Annotated in this window: 17 protein-coding genes; 11 read left to right on the top strand and 6 right to left on the bottom strand. The window is 64.0% G+C overall.

Features of this window, described 5'->3' with window-relative positions; genetic code table 11:
- Positions 1–11: 11 nt before the first annotated feature.
- Complete coding sequence (locus tag ACTG4K_RS02970) at positions 12–1,823, top strand: acyl-CoA synthetase (RefSeq protein WP_439112715.1); 1,812 nt, start codon at positions 12–14, stop codon at positions 1,821–1,823.
- A gap of 55 nt (positions 1,824–1,878) precedes the next feature.
- On the opposite strand, the gene ACTG4K_RS02965 is transcribed toward ACTG4K_RS02970, so the two are convergent.
- The gene (locus tag ACTG4K_RS02965) at positions 1,879–2,553 is read right to left on the bottom strand and encodes an OmpA family protein (RefSeq protein WP_439112714.1); all 675 of its coding nucleotides are present in this window, start codon (positions 2,551–2,553) and stop codon (positions 1,879–1,881) included.
- A gap of 184 nt (positions 2,554–2,737) precedes the next feature.
- On the opposite strand from ACTG4K_RS02965, the gene ACTG4K_RS02960 reads away from it, so the two are divergent.
- The 4 genes from ACTG4K_RS02960 (at position 2,738) to ACTG4K_RS02945 (ending at position 5,453) form a co-directional block, all read left to right on the top strand.
- Entirely contained in the window at positions 2,738–3,790 is a 1,053-nt protein-coding gene (locus ACTG4K_RS02960; RefSeq protein WP_439112713.1) for an aldo/keto reductase, read from the top strand.
- 143 nt (positions 3,791–3,933) lie between these two features.
- On the top strand, positions 3,934–4,425 hold the full coding sequence (locus ACTG4K_RS02955; RefSeq protein ID WP_439112712.1) for an aminoacyl-tRNA deacylase: 492 nt from the start codon (positions 3,934–3,936) through the stop codon (positions 4,423–4,425).
- Positions 4,426–4,470: 45 nt separating this feature from the next.
- Positions 4,471–5,097, top strand: a complete 627-nt coding sequence (gene plsY / locus ACTG4K_RS02950; protein WP_439112711.1) for a glycerol-3-phosphate 1-O-acyltransferase PlsY — start codon at positions 4,471–4,473, stop codon at positions 5,095–5,097.
- A complete protein-coding gene (locus ACTG4K_RS02945) occupies positions 5,094–5,453 on the top strand; it encodes a RidA family protein (protein WP_439112710.1) in 360 nt (119 codons plus the stop codon). The genes plsY and ACTG4K_RS02945 overlap by 4 nt, the downstream gene beginning before the upstream one ends.
- 44 nt (positions 5,454–5,497) lie before the next feature.
- Here ACTG4K_RS02945 and ACTG4K_RS02940 read toward each other — a convergent pair whose 3' ends face one another.
- Together ACTG4K_RS02940 and ACTG4K_RS02935 are read right to left on the bottom strand one after the other, a co-directional pair.
- Positions 5,498–6,115: a retropepsin-like aspartic protease family protein gene (locus ACTG4K_RS02940; protein ID WP_439112709.1), complete on the bottom strand. Its 618-nt coding sequence runs from the start codon at positions 6,113–6,115 to the stop codon at positions 5,498–5,500.
- 88 nt (positions 6,116–6,203) lie between these two features.
- Positions 6,204–6,689, bottom strand: coding sequence for a YajQ family cyclic di-GMP-binding protein (locus ACTG4K_RS02935; protein ID WP_439112708.1), 486 nt, complete (start codon positions 6,687–6,689; stop codon positions 6,204–6,206).
- A 39-nt stretch (positions 6,690–6,728) separates the two neighbouring features.
- On the opposite strand from ACTG4K_RS02935, the gene murB reads away from it, so the two are divergent.
- Positions 6,729–7,781, top strand: a complete 1,053-nt coding sequence (murB, locus tag ACTG4K_RS02930; RefSeq protein WP_439112707.1) for a UDP-N-acetylmuramate dehydrogenase — start codon at positions 6,729–6,731, stop codon at positions 7,779–7,781.
- A gap of 70 nt (positions 7,782–7,851) precedes the next feature.
- On the opposite strand, the gene argG is transcribed toward murB, so the two are convergent.
- The 3 genes from argG to ACTG4K_RS02915 are packed head-to-tail and all read right to left on the bottom strand — an operon-like array spanning position 7,852 to position 9,926.
- On the bottom strand, positions 7,852–9,201 hold the full coding sequence (gene argG / locus ACTG4K_RS02925; RefSeq protein WP_439112706.1) for an argininosuccinate synthase: 1,350 nt from the start codon (positions 9,199–9,201) through the stop codon (positions 7,852–7,854).
- Between the two features lie 7 nt (positions 9,202–9,208).
- Positions 9,209–9,526, bottom strand: a complete 318-nt coding sequence (locus tag ACTG4K_RS02920; RefSeq protein WP_439112705.1) for a pyrimidine/purine nucleoside phosphorylase — start codon at positions 9,524–9,526, stop codon at positions 9,209–9,211.
- A gap of 55 nt (positions 9,527–9,581) precedes the next feature.
- Positions 9,582–9,926 carry an ArsC family reductase gene (locus tag ACTG4K_RS02915; RefSeq protein WP_439112704.1) on the bottom strand — a complete coding sequence of 115 codons (345 nt, stop codon included), beginning with the start codon at positions 9,924–9,926 and terminating at the stop codon, positions 9,582–9,584.
- Between the two features lie 56 nt (positions 9,927–9,982).
- Here ACTG4K_RS02915 and folC point away from each other — a divergent pair, with 56 nt between their 5' ends.
- Genes folC through ACTG4K_RS02890 form a run of 5 tightly spaced genes read left to right on the top strand, consistent with a single transcriptional unit; the run spans position 9,983 to position 15,451 of the window.
- Entirely contained in the window at positions 9,983–11,344 is a 1,362-nt protein-coding gene (gene folC, locus ACTG4K_RS02910; RefSeq protein WP_439112703.1) for a bifunctional tetrahydrofolate synthase/dihydrofolate synthase, read from the top strand.
- A gap of 45 nt (positions 11,345–11,389) precedes the next feature.
- Positions 11,390–12,115, top strand: coding sequence for an SPOR domain-containing protein (locus ACTG4K_RS02905; RefSeq protein WP_439112702.1), 726 nt, complete (start codon positions 11,390–11,392; stop codon positions 12,113–12,115).
- Between the two features lie 31 nt (positions 12,116–12,146).
- Entirely contained in the window at positions 12,147–12,629 is a 483-nt protein-coding gene (locus tag ACTG4K_RS02900; protein ID WP_439112701.1) for a CvpA family protein, read from the top strand.
- 59 nt (positions 12,630–12,688) lie between these two features.
- On the top strand, positions 12,689–14,191 hold the full coding sequence (purF, locus tag ACTG4K_RS02895) for an amidophosphoribosyltransferase (RefSeq protein WP_439112700.1): 1,503 nt from the start codon (positions 12,689–12,691) through the stop codon (positions 14,189–14,191).
- Between the two features lie 33 nt (positions 14,192–14,224).
- Positions 14,225–15,451, top strand: a complete 1,227-nt coding sequence (locus ACTG4K_RS02890) for an O-succinylhomoserine sulfhydrylase (protein WP_439112699.1) — start codon at positions 14,225–14,227, stop codon at positions 15,449–15,451.
- The last annotated feature ends 23 nt before the right edge of the window (positions 15,452–15,474 follow it).

Here is a 15,474-nt window from a genome sequence, read left to right as displayed (position 1 = left end):
GGAGACAGGCCATGAGCCGGAGTCAACGCCGAGACAAGACCCCACCGCGCACAGCTGTTCGCAAGGCCTCGGGGCCAGCCGGGTTGGACGGCTACGAAGCCCTGCACAGCCAGTTTCGCTGGCAGGTGCCCGAGCGCTTCAATATGGCCGAGGTGTGCGCCCGGCGCTGGGCCGCCGACCCTGCCCAAGCTGCGCAAACCGCGGTGATCGCCTGCACACCCGACCAGCCCGATCGCCACCACAGCTACGCCGAATTGCAAGACCAGGCCAACCGCTTGTCCAACGCGCTGGCTGCGCTGGGTGTGCAACGGGGCGACCGGGTGGCCATCGTCATGCCGCAGCGTTTTGAGACCGCTGTGGCTTACATGGCCGTGCTGCAAATGGGGGCTGTGGGCATGCCGCTGTCTCAGCTGTTTGGTCCCGAAGCGTTGGAGTTTCGTTTGCAAGACAGCGAAGCTGTTGCCGCCATTTGCGATGCCAGCACTTTGGCGGCGGTGCAGTCGGTCAGCGCCCACTGCCCGCTGCTGCACACCCTGATGGCGGTGGATACGCCAGCGCAACACGGCCGGGCGCTGGACTGGGCAGCGGTGCTGTCCCAGGCGCCGGCCGATTTTCACCCGGTGGCCACCCTGGCGGACGAAGCCGCCGTGCTCATCTACACCAGCGGCACCACCGGCAATCCCAAGGGTGCGCTGATTCCGCACCGTGCGCTGATTGGCAACTTGACGGGTTTCGTGTGCAGTCAGAATTGGTTTGGTTTCGACCCGTTTGACGCGGCAAAGCCCTCGAACGCGGTGTTCTGGTCTCCGGCCGACTGGGCCTGGACCGGTGGGCTGATGGACGCGCTCTTGCCCACGCTGTATTTCGGCCGACCCATCGTGGGTTTCAACGGCCGCTTCAGCCCGCAAACGGCGTTTGAATTGCTGGAGCGCCACCAGGTGACGCACAGCTTTTTGTTTCCCACAGCGCTCAAGGCCATGATGAAAGCCTTTCCCGCACCGCAAGACCATTTCCACCTGCGGCTAGAAGGCCTGATGAGTGCGGGTGAGGCGGTGGGCGACGCGGTGTTTGCCTACTGCCAGCAACAGTTGGGCGTGACGGTCAATGAAATGTTCGGTCAGACCGAGATCAACTACATCGTGGGCAACTGCGCCCGTTTGTGGCCTGCACGCGCCGGCAGCATGGGCAAAGGCTACCCCGGACACCGGGTGGCCGTGATCGACGATGAAGGCAATGAATGCCCGGTGGGCGTGCCAGGCGATGTGGCGGTGCACCGGCTCGATGTGCACGGCCAGCCCGACCCCATTTTCTTTTTGGGCTACTGGAAAAACGAGGCATCGACCCGCGCCAAGTTCACCGGCGACCCGGCCAGCAGCTGGTGCCGCACCGGCGATATGGCGGTGCGAGACGCCGACGGCTACCTTTGGTACCAGGGCCGTGCGGACGATGTGTTCAAAGCAGCGGGCTACCGCATTGGCCCGAGCGAAATTGAGAACTGCCTGGTGAAGCACCCGGCTGTGGCCAATGCCGCGGCGGTGCCCAAGCCCGACGCCGAGCGGGGTGCGGTGGTGAAAGCCTATGTGGTATTGGCGCAGGAATATCTGGCCGCGCAGCCCGGACGCTCGGCGGGAGATGCCGCCTTTGAGCAGCGCTTGACCGCCGAGCTGCAGGCCCACGTGAAGGGCAAGCTGGCCCCTTATGAATACCCGAAAGAAATCGAATTCGTGAACGCTTTGCCCATGACCACCACCGGCAAGGTGCAGCGCCGTGTTTTGCGTCTGCAAGAAGAGCAGCGCTACAAAGCACAACAGGGACGGGCCTGACGGCGCGTCCCTGTGTTGGCTCACGTCAAAGGGGCCATCACCCCTCGGAGGGGGCTTACTTTGCGGCGGGTTCGGCCACGTAGATTTCCACGCGGCGGTTCTTGGCGCGGCCCTCAGCCGTGCTGTTGTCGGCCACGGGTTCGCGCGAGCCACGGCCTTCGGTGCTGAAGCGCGCCACACCCACGCCACGGGCAATCAGGTAGTCGCGGGCGCTGTTGGCGCGGTCAAGCGACAGGGGGTTGTTCACGGCGTCGCTGCCAGTGCTGTCGGTGTGCCCGACGATGGCCACGGTGGTCACCGGGTTGGCGTTCAGCGTGTTGGCAAACTGGTTGAGCACGCCGGCCAGGTTGGACTTGATGGCCGATCGGCCCACGTCAAACGAGATGTCGGCCGGAATGTCCAGCTTCAGGCGGTTGTCGGCGGTTTGTGTCACGCCTACGCCGGTGCCTGCGGTGGCTTGTTCCATGGCGGCTTTTTGCGCTTGCATTTTTTGCGACCAGATGTAGCCGCCCAGTGCGCCGGCGCCCGCCCCAATCACGGCACCCGTGCCGGCCCGCTTGGAGCCACCGGTGGCCACGCCAAGCAGGGCACCCGCAGCGGCGCCAATGGCAGCGCCCTTGGCCGTGCCTTGCTGGGTCTCCGTCATGTTGGCACAGCCGGTGAGTGTGATGGCTGCCACCAGAACGGCAGCGGTGAAGGCGCGGGGCATCGTTGTGTTGTTGTGTTGCATGTTCAGTGCTCCTGTTGGGGTTGTTGCGAGAAATTGCCGCAGTGGTGGACACGAGATGTAAGCCACAGTGCAGGGTCTGTGGGCTGTTGCAGCCGTGACCATCCTTCTGCGTCAATGCAACCTAAACTTATACCTTGTCGGTGTGATTTGCCAATGTCTTCCACTTTTACTTACAAATAATGTCATGAAAACTGTTTCACTTGGCTCTAGCGCGCTACAGGTAACGTCCATATGTCTCGGAACAATGACCTTTGGCGAGCAGGTCACCGAGGCGCACGCGCACAGCATCCTGGACCGCTCGCTGGAGCGAGGCGTCAATTTCCTGGATGCCGCCGAGATGTATTCGGTGCCGGCCCGGGCCGAAACCTGCGGCGCCACCGAAACCATTTTGGGCAACTGGTTTGCCAAAACGCCGGGCGCGCGCGACAAGCTGGTGCTGGCCACCAAAGTGGCGGGGCCGTCGCGCGGCATGCCCTGGATCCGGGGTGAAAACTCTGGCGTCACCAAGGCCGAAATCATCAACGCTTGCGAAGGCAGTCTGCGCCGCTTGCAGACCGATGTGATCGACCTCTACCAGATTCACTGGCCAGCGCGCAATGTGCCCGCGTTTGGAGCGCTGTACTTTGACCCCAGCAAAGACAAGCCGTGTGCGTCCATCCGCGAGCAATTGGAGGCCATGGCCGAGCTCGTCAAGGCGGGCAAGGTCAAGGCCATCGGTCTGTCCAACGAAACGCCTTATGGCGTGCACGAGTTCGTGCGCCTGGCCGAACAGCACGGCCTGCCACGGGTGGATACGGTGCAAAACCCATATTGCCTGATCAACCGCAGCTACGAAAACGGACTGGACGAGACCTGCCACCGTCTGGGTGTGTCGCTGCTGGCGTATTCGCCACTCGGCTTCGGTTTGCTCACCGGCAAATACGACGCCACCGGCCTGGTGGGTGACGCCGGTCGCATGTCGCTGTATGAATCGATGCGCAAGCAGCGCTGGGGCCGTCCGGAGGCGCTGGACGCCGCCCGCCGCTACAACACGCTGGCGCGCGACCACGGCCTCACGCCTTCGCAGCTGGCGCTGGCTTTTTGCTACAACAACTGGCGGGTGGCGAGCACCATCATTGGTGTGACGTCGCTGACCCAGCTAGATGAATGCCTGGACGCATGGGGTGCCGAACTGTCCCCCGAGTTGCTGACCGAAATCGACAAAATTCGGTGGGAATGCCGCGATCCAGCGCAGTAGAGGAATCCCCCCGCGCCGCCTGCGGCGTCACCCCTCAGGGGCGATGCCTGCGGCTTGGCAAAGCCAGTTCCGCGGCATCCTTGGTTAAGACACTTCGCTTCGCGTAAGGCCTCCAGGGCCGGAACCGTCTCTTGACTGTGTCCATGGCAAAAAAGAACCACATTTCTGAAACCCCCGCCACCGCCTGGCTTAAGGCGCACGGCGTGGCGTTCACCGAGCACCCTTACGACTACCTGGAGCACGGCGGTGCGCAGCACAGCGCGGCCGTGTTGGGCCTCGACCCGTTTTCGGTGGTGAAGACGCTGATCATGCAAGACGAGCGGGCGCGACCGCTGGCGGTGCTCATGCACGGCAACCGCACCGTGTCCACCAAAAACTTGGCGCGCCAGATCGGGGCCAAGTCGGTAGAGCCTTGCAAGCCCGACGTTGCCAACCGTCACAGCGGCTATTTGGTGGGCGGCACCTCGCCGTTCGCCCTCAAGCGCAGCATGCCGGTGTGGGTCGAAGCGTCGGTGCTGACGCTCCCGGCGATCTGGATCAACGGCGGCCGGCGCGGTTTTCTGGTGGGCATCCATCCCGGGGTGCTGTCTGACCCGCTGGGAGCCCAGCCGGTGCAGTGCGCGCTGGCAGAATAGCTGCCATCCTGGCTGTGCCCAGTCGACACCTCACGAGGAGTTTTTTTGGAATCCGCATACCCCCTGTTGGCCACGGTGGCCGCTTATTTGATCGGCTCGCTGTCGTTTGCGGTGCTCGTCAGCCGCTCCATGGGCCTGAACGACCCGCGCACTTACGGCAGCAAAAACCCCGGGGCCACCAACGTGCTGCGCTCGGGCAACAAGGCCGCTGCCGTGGTCACGCTGCTGCTGGACGCCTTTAAGGGCTGGGTGCCGGTGGTGGCGGTGGCCGGGTGGGGCGAACCCTATGGCCTGGGTGATGGCACGGTGGCACTGGTGGGTTTGGCTGCGTTTCTGGGACACCTGTTTCCGGTGTTCTTCCGCTTTCAGGGCGGCAAGGGTGTGGCCACGGCCGCCGGCGTCATCATCGGTTTTCAGCCCTGGCTGGGGCTGGCTGCGTTGCTCACCTGGGTGATCGTGGCGTACTTCTTCCGCTATTCGTCGCTGGCGTCCATCGTCACGGCCGTGTTTGCGCCAGCCTTTTACCTGTTTGGCGACCGCGTGGCCTGGAACGCACCGGGTGTGATGGTGCTGAGCCTGGCCGTCATGGGGGTGCTGCTGGTGTGGCGCCACGCCGAAAATATCAACCGTTTGCTGGCCGGTAAAGAAAGCAAACTCGGAGCAAAGAAATGAGCAACGAACTGGTTCGCCATGGCGTAGCGGCGCGCTACAGCGAAGCCGCTGTTTTCCAGGGCCTGGTGTACCTTGCGGGCATGGTGCCCGAGCGCGGCGACGCCGATATGGCTGGCCAGACGCAAGACGTGCTGGACCAGGTGCAGACCCGTCTGCAAGAAGCCGGGAGCGACAAGTCGCGCATCTTGCGCGCACAAATCTACCTGAGTGACATCAGCGACATCGCTGCCATGAACGCCGTGTGGGACGCCTGGGTGGTGCCGGGGACCGCGCCACCACGCGCCACGGTGCAAGCGGCTCTGGCCGACCCGGCCTGGAAGATCGAAATTGTGGTGACGGCGGCGCAGGCGGGTTGAAACGAAAACACAGAACCGACTGAACAGGCCGTCGGCGCGCTTCGTCAGTACCTTCGCTCCAGTGTCAGCTGGTCGTTGTTGCGCTGCATCTGAAACCGGGTGAGAAAGCTGTTGCCCAGCAGCACATAAGGCATGGCCTGGGGCAGCACGATCGCGGGCACCGCGTAAACCTGCGCGTCACCCACCTTCACCGAGTCCAGCCGCACCTGGTAGCCCACCGCGCCACCGTTGGCCGTGCTGACCCGAACCCGCTGGCCCTGCTCGTAGTTCAGGTTGATGCGTTTGGCATCCGATTCGCTGAGGATGACCAGGGTGGCGCCTGTGTCCACCATGAACTGCACCGCGCGCCCGTTGATCTGCCCCTGTGGCATGAAATGGCCCTGGCCGTCTGCCGTGAGCACAATGCGCTCGGCGCCACGCCCGCCCGCGGCGCTGCGCCCCACATGCACCGGCGCCTCACCCACCCGAAGCGTCTGGCGCTGGCCACCCACTTCGATCACAGCGTTCTCGCCCTGGGTGTTCAGCAGCTTCACGCCCTGGTGCGTCTGCCCTGGGCTTAAAAACTTCGGCGCAGCACCATCTACGATCAGCAACGCCTTGGAGCCCGCCACCCCAGAAAGTGCCACCGACTGCGCCAACGACGAACCGGCAGCGAGAGCCAAAGTCAGAGCGGAGCAAAGAAGCCATGTGCGCATAAAGGGCCTTGACCGAGGTCGTCTTGGAACAGGCCTTGCAAGGCGGGGGGGCGTGTCAATCCCTGAAGTTGTTGAAAGACAGCGGCAGGTCTTTCAACTCGCCCTTGATCACATTCATGGCGGCTTGCAGATCGTCGCGCTTGGCGCCCGTCACACGCACTGCGTCACCCTGAATGGCGCCCTGTACCTTGAGTTTGCTGGCCTTGAGCGCCTGCTGAATTTTCTTGCCATCTTCGGTCGCAATGCCGTTGCGCACCTTGACCACCTGCTTGACCTTGTCGCCGCCGATTTTTTCGACTTTGCCGACCTCCAGAAAACGCACATCTACGCTGCGCTTGGCCAGTTTGTTGCGCAGCACCTCTTCCACCTGTTGGAGCTGGAAGTCGGCATCGCCGAACAGGGTGATTTCCTTGTCTTTGAGTTCGACGGCGGCGCTGGTGCCTTTGAAGTCAAAGCGTGTGCCAATTTCGCGAGCCACTTGTTCAACGGCATTTTTTACTTCAACGAAATCGGCTTCGAGAACGGTGTCAAAAGAAGGCATGGTGAGGATTCCAGAGAGCGTGGGTGAGACAATCCAAGGATGTTAGTCGAGAACAACGTGGCGCTCCAGCCCTACAACACCTTTGGCATCGTGGCCCGGGCGCAGCGCCTGGCGCGCGTGCGCAGCGAAGCCAACCTGCTGCAACTCATGGCCAGCCCCGACTGGGCCGCCAACACCGCCGCCGCGCCGCCGTTTGTGCTGGGTGGCGGCAGCAACCTGGTGATCACGGGTGACGTGAAGCCGCTGGTGCTGAAGGTGGAGATCGCCGGGCGCCGACTGGTGGAAGAAACTCCGAAAGGCTGGCTGGTGGAAGGCGGGGCGGGCGAAAACTGGCACGCCTTTGTGGCCTGGACGCTCGACCAGGGCTGGCCTGGCCTGGAAAACCTGGCACTCATTCCGGGCTCGGTGGGGGCTTCGCCGGTACAAAACATCGGGGCCTATGGTGTGGAGCTGCAAGACCGCTTTCATTCGCTGGACGCCATCGACCTGCACACCGGCCAGACATTCACGTTGGACGCCGCGCAGTGCGGTTTTGGCTACCGCGATTCGGTGTTCAAACACGCGCCAGCCGGGGAAAAAGGCCTGGGGCTGGCCGGGCGTGCGCTGATCACGCGGGTGCGGTTCTGGTTGCCCAAGCCCTGGAAGCCGGTGCTGGGCTACCTGGACCTGGAGCGCAAGATGGCCGAGACCGGCATTGCAGCGCCCGACGCGCGCCAGATTTTTGACTGGGTGGTGGCCATTCGCCGCGCCAAGCTGCCCGACCCGGCCGTCATTGGCAACGCCGGCAGCTTCTTCAAAAACCCCACGGTGAACGAAGTGCAGTGCGCCGACATCATTGCCCGCGACCCCAAGGTGGTGCACTACCCCATGCCCGACGGCAGCATCAAGCTGGCCGCTGGCTGGCTCATTGATGCCTGCGGCTGGAAAGGCAAAAGCGTGGGCAACGCCGGGGTGTTTGAACGCCAGGCGCTGGTGCTGGTGAACCGGGGTGGCGCCACCGGCGGCGAGGTGATGACGCTGGCCAAGGCCATACAGACCAGTGTGTACGAACGCTTTGGCATCCGGCTGGAGCCCGAGCCGGTGGTGATCTGACGCCCAGCCTCGCCGCCAGCAAAATAAAGGCGCTCCGTGGAGCGCCTTTTTTCATGGGGCTTTAGCCGGCTTACCCGCCTGTGCTGCCTTTTTCACCTTCCAGGCGCAACATGCTGGCGCCCTCGCCCAGCGACAGCAACCCGCTCTTGGCGTAAATGCCCAGCTTGGCGCGTGTGTCTACGATGTCTAGGTTGCGCATGGTGAGCTGGCCGATGCGGTCCAGCGGCGTGAACGGCGCGTCTTCCACCTTTTCCATGCTCAGGCGTTCGGGCGCGTAGGTCAGGTTGGCGCTCTCGGTGTTCATGATCGAGTAGTCGTTGCCACGGCGCAGCTCGATGGTCACCTCGCCGGTGATGGCGCGGGCCACCCAGCGCTGGGCGGTTTCGCGCAGCATGATGGACTGCGGGTCGAACCAGCGGCCCTGGTAGAGAAGGCGCCCGAGTTTCAGGCCGTTGATGCGGTACTGCTCGATGGTGTCTTCGTTGTGGATGCCGGTGACCAGGCGCTCGTAGGCGATGTGCAGCAAGGCCAGGCCGGGGGCTTCGTAGATGCCGCGGCTCTTGGCCTCGATGATGCGGTTCTCGATCTGGTCGCTCATGCCCAGGCCGTGCCGGCCACCGATGCGGTTGGCTTCCAGGATCAGGTCCACCGGCGAGTCGAAGGTCTGGCCGTTCAGCGCGACCGGCTGGCCTTCTTCAAAGCGCACCGTCACGGTCTCACGCTTGACTTCGACCTCGTCTTTCCAGAACGCCACGCCCATGATCGGGTTGACGATGCTGATGCCGCTGTTCAGGTGCTCCAGGTCTTTCGCCTCGTGTGTGGCGCCAAGCATGTTGCTGTCGGTGCTGTAGGCTTTTTCAGCGCTCATCTTGTAGCCGAAGCCGTTGGCCGTCATGAAGGCGCTCATCTCGGCGCGGCCACCCAGTTCGTCGATGAACAGCTGGTCCAGCCAGGGCTTGTAGATCTTCAGGCTGGGGTTGGTGAGCAGGCCGTAGCGGTAGAAACGCTCAATGTCGTTGCCCTTGTAGGTGCTGCCGTCGCCCCAGATGTGGACGTCGTCTTCCTTCATCGCGGCCACCAGCATGGTGCCGGTCACGGCGCGGCCCAGCGGCGTGGTGTTGAAGTAGGTCACGCCAGCGGTGCTGATGTGAAAAGCGCCGCACTGCAGCGCGGCAATGCCTTCGTGCGCCAGCTGGGTGCGGCAGTCGATCAGGCGCGCCTGCTCGGCGCCGTATTGCATGGCTTTGCGCGGGATCTCGTCGTAATCTGGCTCGTCAGGCTGGCCCAGGTTGGCGGTGTACGCGTAGGGGATCGCACCCTTCTGCTTCATCCACAGCAGGGCGGCGGAGGTGTCCAGGCCGCCGGAAAAGGCGATACCGACTTTCTGCTGGGTGGGCAGGTTTTGGAGAATGGTGGCCATGTTGTGATTACCCGAAGTGGCAGATGTAGTGGTAAGGCTCGGTGACTCGGATGTCGAAGCTGCTGTTGCCGGGAATGGCGAACGTGTCGCCCGGGCCGGACTTGAGCCAGGCGTCGGTGCCGGCCAGCTTGTATTCGCAGCCGCCGGCCACGCATTCCATGATTTCCGGCGCGCCGGTGTTGAAAGTGAGCGCGGCGGGCAGCACCACGCCGACCGATTTTTTCGTGCCGTCGGGGTAGGTGATGCCGTGGCTGACGCACTTGCCGTCAAAGTACACGCTGGCCTGGGTGGTGACGGTCACGCCGTCGATGTGGGTGGTGGTCATGGGCGGAGAATATGTAAGAGGCGAAAACCTTGATTTTAGGCCGGGCGTCTCCCGCTCAGCGCCGTCTTTGCCAGGCCTCGGCGTCAAAGCCCACGGTCACGCCGTCGGCCCAACGCACCACCGGGCGCTTGATCACGCTGGGTTGCGCCAGCATGAGCGCCCGTGCGCTGGCGACGTCCACCACGGCGGCGCGCGTGGTTTCGTCCAGCTTGCGCCAGGTGGTGCCTTTGCGGTTCACCAGGGGCTCCCAGCCCAGCGCGGCCAGCCATTGGTCCAGCGCTGCCTCGGGTACGCCTTGTTTTTTGAAATCGTGGAACTGGTGTTCCACGCCATGGTCCGTCAGCCAGGTGCGGGCTTTTTTGACGGTGTCGCAGTTGGGGATGCCGTAGATCGTGGTCATGGCGCCGATTGTCCTTGATGCCTGGGCTGCACCGGGCGCAATGGGACAATCGGGTCATGCTCAACATCGACCTGCCTTCCCATCCCCAGACCCTGCCCGAGTGGCTGGCCCACTGCGAGCGCTTGCACCCCGTCACCATCGACATGGGGCTGGAGCGCGTGCAGCGCGTGGCCCAGCGCATGGGCCTGGCCATGGGATGCCCGGTCATCACTGTGGCCGGCACCAACGGCAAAGGCTCTACCTGCGCCATGCTGGAGGCGGTGTACACCCAGTCAGGCTACCGAACCGGCGTATACACCTCGCCGCACCTGGTGCACTTTGAGGAGCGTTGCCGCATTGCCGGTGAGCCGGTGGCCACGCAAGACCTGTTGCCCGCTTTTGCCGAGGTGGAAATGGCTCGCAAAGGGCAGGGCGCAGACCAGGAAGAAGTCAGCCTGAGCTACTTTGAATTCACCACCCTGGCCATTTTGCGCACCTTGTCGCGCAGCGGGCTGGACGTCGCCATCCTGGAGGTGGGTCTGGGTGGCCGGCTGGACGCGGTGAACATCATCGACACCGACTGCGCCGTGATCACCTGCATTGCGCTGGACCATATGGCGCTGCTGGGCAACGACCGCGAGGCCATTGGCTACGAGAAGGCCGGCATCATGCGCACTGGGCGCCCGGTGGTGGTGAGCGACCCGGTGCCACCCCAAAGCGTGCTGGACCGTGCGCTGGAAGTGGGTGCCAACTTGTGGCGGCTGGGCAAAGACTTCCATTTTGCCGGCGACCAGCAGCAGTGGGGCTGGGCCATGCATCCGTCGCACGGCGGGCGGCGTTATGCGGGCTTGGCTTACCCCGCGCTGCGCGGCGCCAACCAATTGGTGAACGCCTCGGGTGTGCTCGGGGCTGTGGAGGCCCTGCGCTCGCGCCTGCCGGTGACGGCGCAGGCGGTGCGCAACGGGCTGGCGCTGGTTGAGCTGCCGGGGCGCTTCCAGATCGTGCCAGGCACGCCCACCCTGGTATTGGACGTGGCCCACAACCCCCATTCGGTGGCCGCGCTCACCGAAAACCTGGACGCCATGGGCTACTACCCCACCACCCACGCCGTGTTTGGCGCCATGGCCGACAAAGACCTGCCCGCCATGCTGGAGCGTATTGCACCGCTGGTTGACCACTGGCACCTGACCGACCTGCCGCTGGAGCGTGCCATGAAAGCCGACGCGCTGGCGCTGGTGCTTAACGGCCACCCGGCCACGGCGCCTGGTGGCAAAAGCCGGGTCGCTGGCTGCCACGCCAGCCCGATGGATGCGCTGCGGGCCGCTGTGTCGCAGGCAGACCCCGCTGATAGAATCGTGGTCTTCGGTTCGTTCTTTACCGTGGGCGGCGTTTTGCAGGACGGCGTGCCTCGAATGTCCGCCAAACACCTTGTTTCCTGAGGCCGGCCGCGCCAGGCGTTGATGGCGTTAGGGTCTCTACCGCGAATGTTCAAATCCCGTTCAGGCTCTCAGGGCAACTCGGCGACACACCCGACCCAAAGCATTGAGGCGGTGCGCCGGCGAGCGCGCCACCGCCTTATCGGGGCTGCGGTGCTGGTTTTGTTGGGCGTGTTGGGTTTCCCTCTGTTGTTTGACACCCAGCCGCGCCCGATTTCGGTGGACATTCCGATCGAAATTCCGGCCAAGAACCCTGTGGCACCCCTCAAAGCACCCAAAACCACGTCACCCACCAGCCAAGCAGCACCTACCGAAACCAAGCCACCCGTGGCCACGGCAGCGGCTGGAGTGACCACCAACGAAAGCCTGAGTGCCCGCGAAGAAGCGGTGGAAACCGTGCGCTCTGCGGCGGCGCCCGCCCAGCCTGAGCCCAAACCCGGGCCTGAGCCCAAGCCCGCAGCGCCGGCGCCCGATGTCGCCAAAACCAGTGCCGCCGAAGCTGCGCGGGCCCAAGCGCTGCTGGAAGGCGGGTCCGTTGAATCGGCTGAGCGCATTGTGGTGCAGGTGGGCGCCTTTGCTGACGCCGCAAGGGCCCGTGAAGTGCGCCTGACGCTGGAACGCGCGGGCCTCAAGACCTATACCCATGTGGCCGAAACACCTGAAGGCAAGCGCATTCGGGTGCGGCTGGGGCCCTTTGCGTCCCGAGCCGAGGCTGAAAAAGCCGCCGCGCGCGCGAAGGCGCTTGGCTTGCCTGCCGCCATTCTCACGCTGTGATGCCCTTCGCAGCCGCGCGGGTCTGATGCCCATGTTGTGGATTGACTGGGCCCTGCTGGCCGTGCTGTTGCTCTCGGCCCTGTTGGGTTTGTGGCGCGGGCTGGTGTACGAGGTGATTTCTGTGGCGGGCTGGGTGGCTGCGTTTGTGCTGGCCCAGGCGTACGCCAGTGACGCAGCCGCGTGGCTCCCGATGGATGGTTTTTCAGCCCCGCTGCAGCTGGCGGCTGGTTTTGCGGTGGTGTTCATGGCGGCGGCCTTTGCCGGCGGTCTGGTGGCCTGGTTGGTTAAAAAATTGGTGGAGTCTGTGGGCCTGCGCCCGGTGGACCGGGTGTTGGGTGGTGTGTTTGGCATGGTGCGGGGCGTCGTGATGTTGCTGGGCGTGGCGGTGGTGGTGAGCATGACGCCGCTGCAGCAGGGTGCATGGCAGGCTTCTCACGGTGCCGGTCTGCTCTCGGCCACATTGCATGAAGTCAAGCCTTTGCTGCCCGATGCCGTGGCCCGCTACCTGCCCTGAACAGTGCATACAGACTGTGGTTTTCGTCTGAATTTTTCGTTTCTCGTCAAGGATCAAACATGTGTGGAATCGTGGGCGTGGTCAGCCAGGCGCCGGTTAATCAACTGATTTACGACGCGTTGCTGCTGTTGCAGCACCGCGGCCAGGACGCTGCCGGTATCGTCACCCAGCAGGGCCGCAAGTTTTTCATGCACAAGGCCAAAGGCATGGTGCGCGATGTGTTTCGCACCCGCAACATGCGGGCGCTGCCGGGCAATTGCGGCCTGGGCCAGGTGCGCTACCCCACTGCGGGCAACGCTTACAGCGAAGAAGAGGCACAGCCTTTTTACGTGAACGCGCCGTTTGGCCTGGTACTGGTGCACAACGGCAACCTGACCAACGCCCAGGCGCTGAAAAAGGAGCTGTTCCAGACCGACCACCGCCACATCAACACCGACAGCGATTCCGAGGTGTTGCTCAACGTGCTGGCGCACGAGTTGGAGAAGGTCACGCGCGGCATCACCCTGAAACCCGCCGACGTGTTTGCCGCCGTGCGCGGCGTGCACCAGCGCGTGCGCGGCTCTTACGCGGTCGTTGCCCTGATTGCAGGGCATGGCTTGGTGGCGTTTCGCGATCCGTTCGGCATCCGTCCCCTGTGTGTGGGGCGCAGTCCTGCCGGCGTGATGGTGGCCAGCGAATCGGTCACCCTTGAAGGCAATGGCTTTGAACTCGACCGTGATGTGATGCCCGGTGAGGCGCTGTTTGTGGACCTGGAAGGCAACACGCAGTTCGAGCAGTGCGCCGAGAAGACCAGCCACAACCCCTGCGTGTTTGAGTACGTGTACCTGGCCCGGCCAGACTCTGTGCTAGACGGCGTTTCGGTGTACCAGGCGCGCCTGAACATGGGCGAGACGCTGGCCAAGCGCGTGGTGTCCACCGTGCCGCCCAGTGAAATCGACGTGGTGATTCCGATTCCCGAGTCTTCACGCCCCAGCGCGATGGAACTGGCCCAACTGCTGGGCCTGCCCTACCGCGAAGGTTTCGTGAAGAACCGCTATGTGGGCCGCACGTTCATCATGCCGGGGCAGGGCGTGCGCAAAAAGTCGGTGCGCCAGAAGCTCAACGTGATCGCCAGTGAGTTCAAAGGCCGCAACGTGCTGCTGGTGGACGACTCCATCGTGCGCGGCACCACCAGCCGCGAAATTGTACAAATGGCACGCGACGCTGGCGCGCGCAAGGTGTACCTGGCCAGCGCCGCGCCACCGGTGCGCTACCCCAACGTCTACGGCATCGACATGCCCACTTCTGACGAGCTGGTGGCCCACAACCGCACGGTCGACGAAATCCGCATCAGCATCGGCTGTGATGCGCTGATTTACCAGGACGTGGACGCCATGAAGCAGGCCATTGCCTCGCTCAACCCCAAACTGGCCGGCTTTGACGCCTCGTGTTTTGACGGTGTGTATGTCACCGGCGACATCACGCTGGAAGACATCGCGCGCATGAACGCGGGCCGCGACCAGAGCGAAGAGGGCGAAGAAGACACCTCGCGCTTGGCCCTGCCCAATGCCCAGACAGCCTGATGCGCGTGCGCTTTTATTGAAAACGGCTTGAATATGAACACAGAGAAACCGGCATCTGACGACGTGTTCGCTGGCTTGCACCGCGACACGCTGGCCGTGCGCGCGGCGGTAGAGCGCAGCCAATACGGCGAAAACTCCGAAGCGCTTTACCTCACCAGTGGCTACGTGCAGCCCAGCGCCGAAGCTGCAGCACGCCGCTTTGCCGGCGACGAAGAGGGCTTCACCTACGGCCGTTACGGCAACCCCACGGTGGCCAGCCTGGAGCAGCGCCTGGCCGCGCTCGAAGGTGCCGAGGCCTGCATGTCCACCGCCTCGGGCATGTCGGCCATCTTGCTGATGTGCATGGGTCTGCTCAAGGCTGGCGATCATGTGATCTGCTCGCACTCCATGTTCGGTTCCACCATCAAGCTCATTGGCACCGACCTCGCCAAGTTCGGCGTTGAGTCTAGCTTCGTGTCGCAAACCGACGTGAACGCCTGGAAAGACGCCATCAGGCCCAGCACCAAACTGCTGTTTGCCGAAACCCCCACCAACCCGCTCACCGACGTGTGCGACATCCGCGCGCTGGCCGATGTGGCTCACAACGCCGGCGCTTTGCTGTGCGTGGACAACTGTTTTGCCACGCCCGCGCTGCAGCGCCCCATGGCGCTGGGTGCCGACATCGTCATGCACTCCGGCACCAAATACCTGGACGGCCAGGGCCGCGTCATGGCCGGCGCTTTGTGCGCCAGCCAGGCGCTGGTGACCAAGAGTTTTCTGCCCATCATGAAGAGTGCCGGCATGACGCTGGCACCCTTCAACGCCTGGGTCGTGCTCAAAGGGCTGGAGACGCTAGACATTCGCATGCAGGCGCAGTCGGCCCGCGCACTGGCGCTGGCGCAGTGGTTGCAGGCGCACCCGGCGGTTGCGCGCGTTCACTACCCGGGCCTCACCAGCCACCCGCAGCACGAGCTGGCCATGGCCCAGCAGTCGGGCTGCGGCGGCGCGGTGTTGTCGTTTGAGGTGAAAGCCGCCGACGCCGACGAGGGGCGCAAGCGCGCGTTTCACGTACTCGACGAGATGCAGATGCTGTCGCTTTCAACCAACCTGGGCGACACCAAAACGCTGGTGGCCCACCCCGCCAGCACCTCGCACGGCCGCCTGACCGAAGCGCAGCGCCAACTGGCCGGCGTGAGCCAGGGCCTGATCCGCGTGGCGGTGGGCCTGGAGCACATTGCCGACATCCAGACCGACCTGGACCGCGGCCTTTCCCGTATTTGACACAGCGCCCTTGCACCGCAGGG

Origin of the sequence: Hydrogenophaga sp., assembly GCF_965657535.1 — a bacterium.
Classification (GTDB): Bacteria; Pseudomonadota; Gammaproteobacteria; order Burkholderiales; family Burkholderiaceae_C; genus Hydrogenophaga.
The sequence above is the reverse complement of the archived record's forward strand: the minus strand, read 5'-3'. Positions and strand labels throughout refer to the sequence as shown.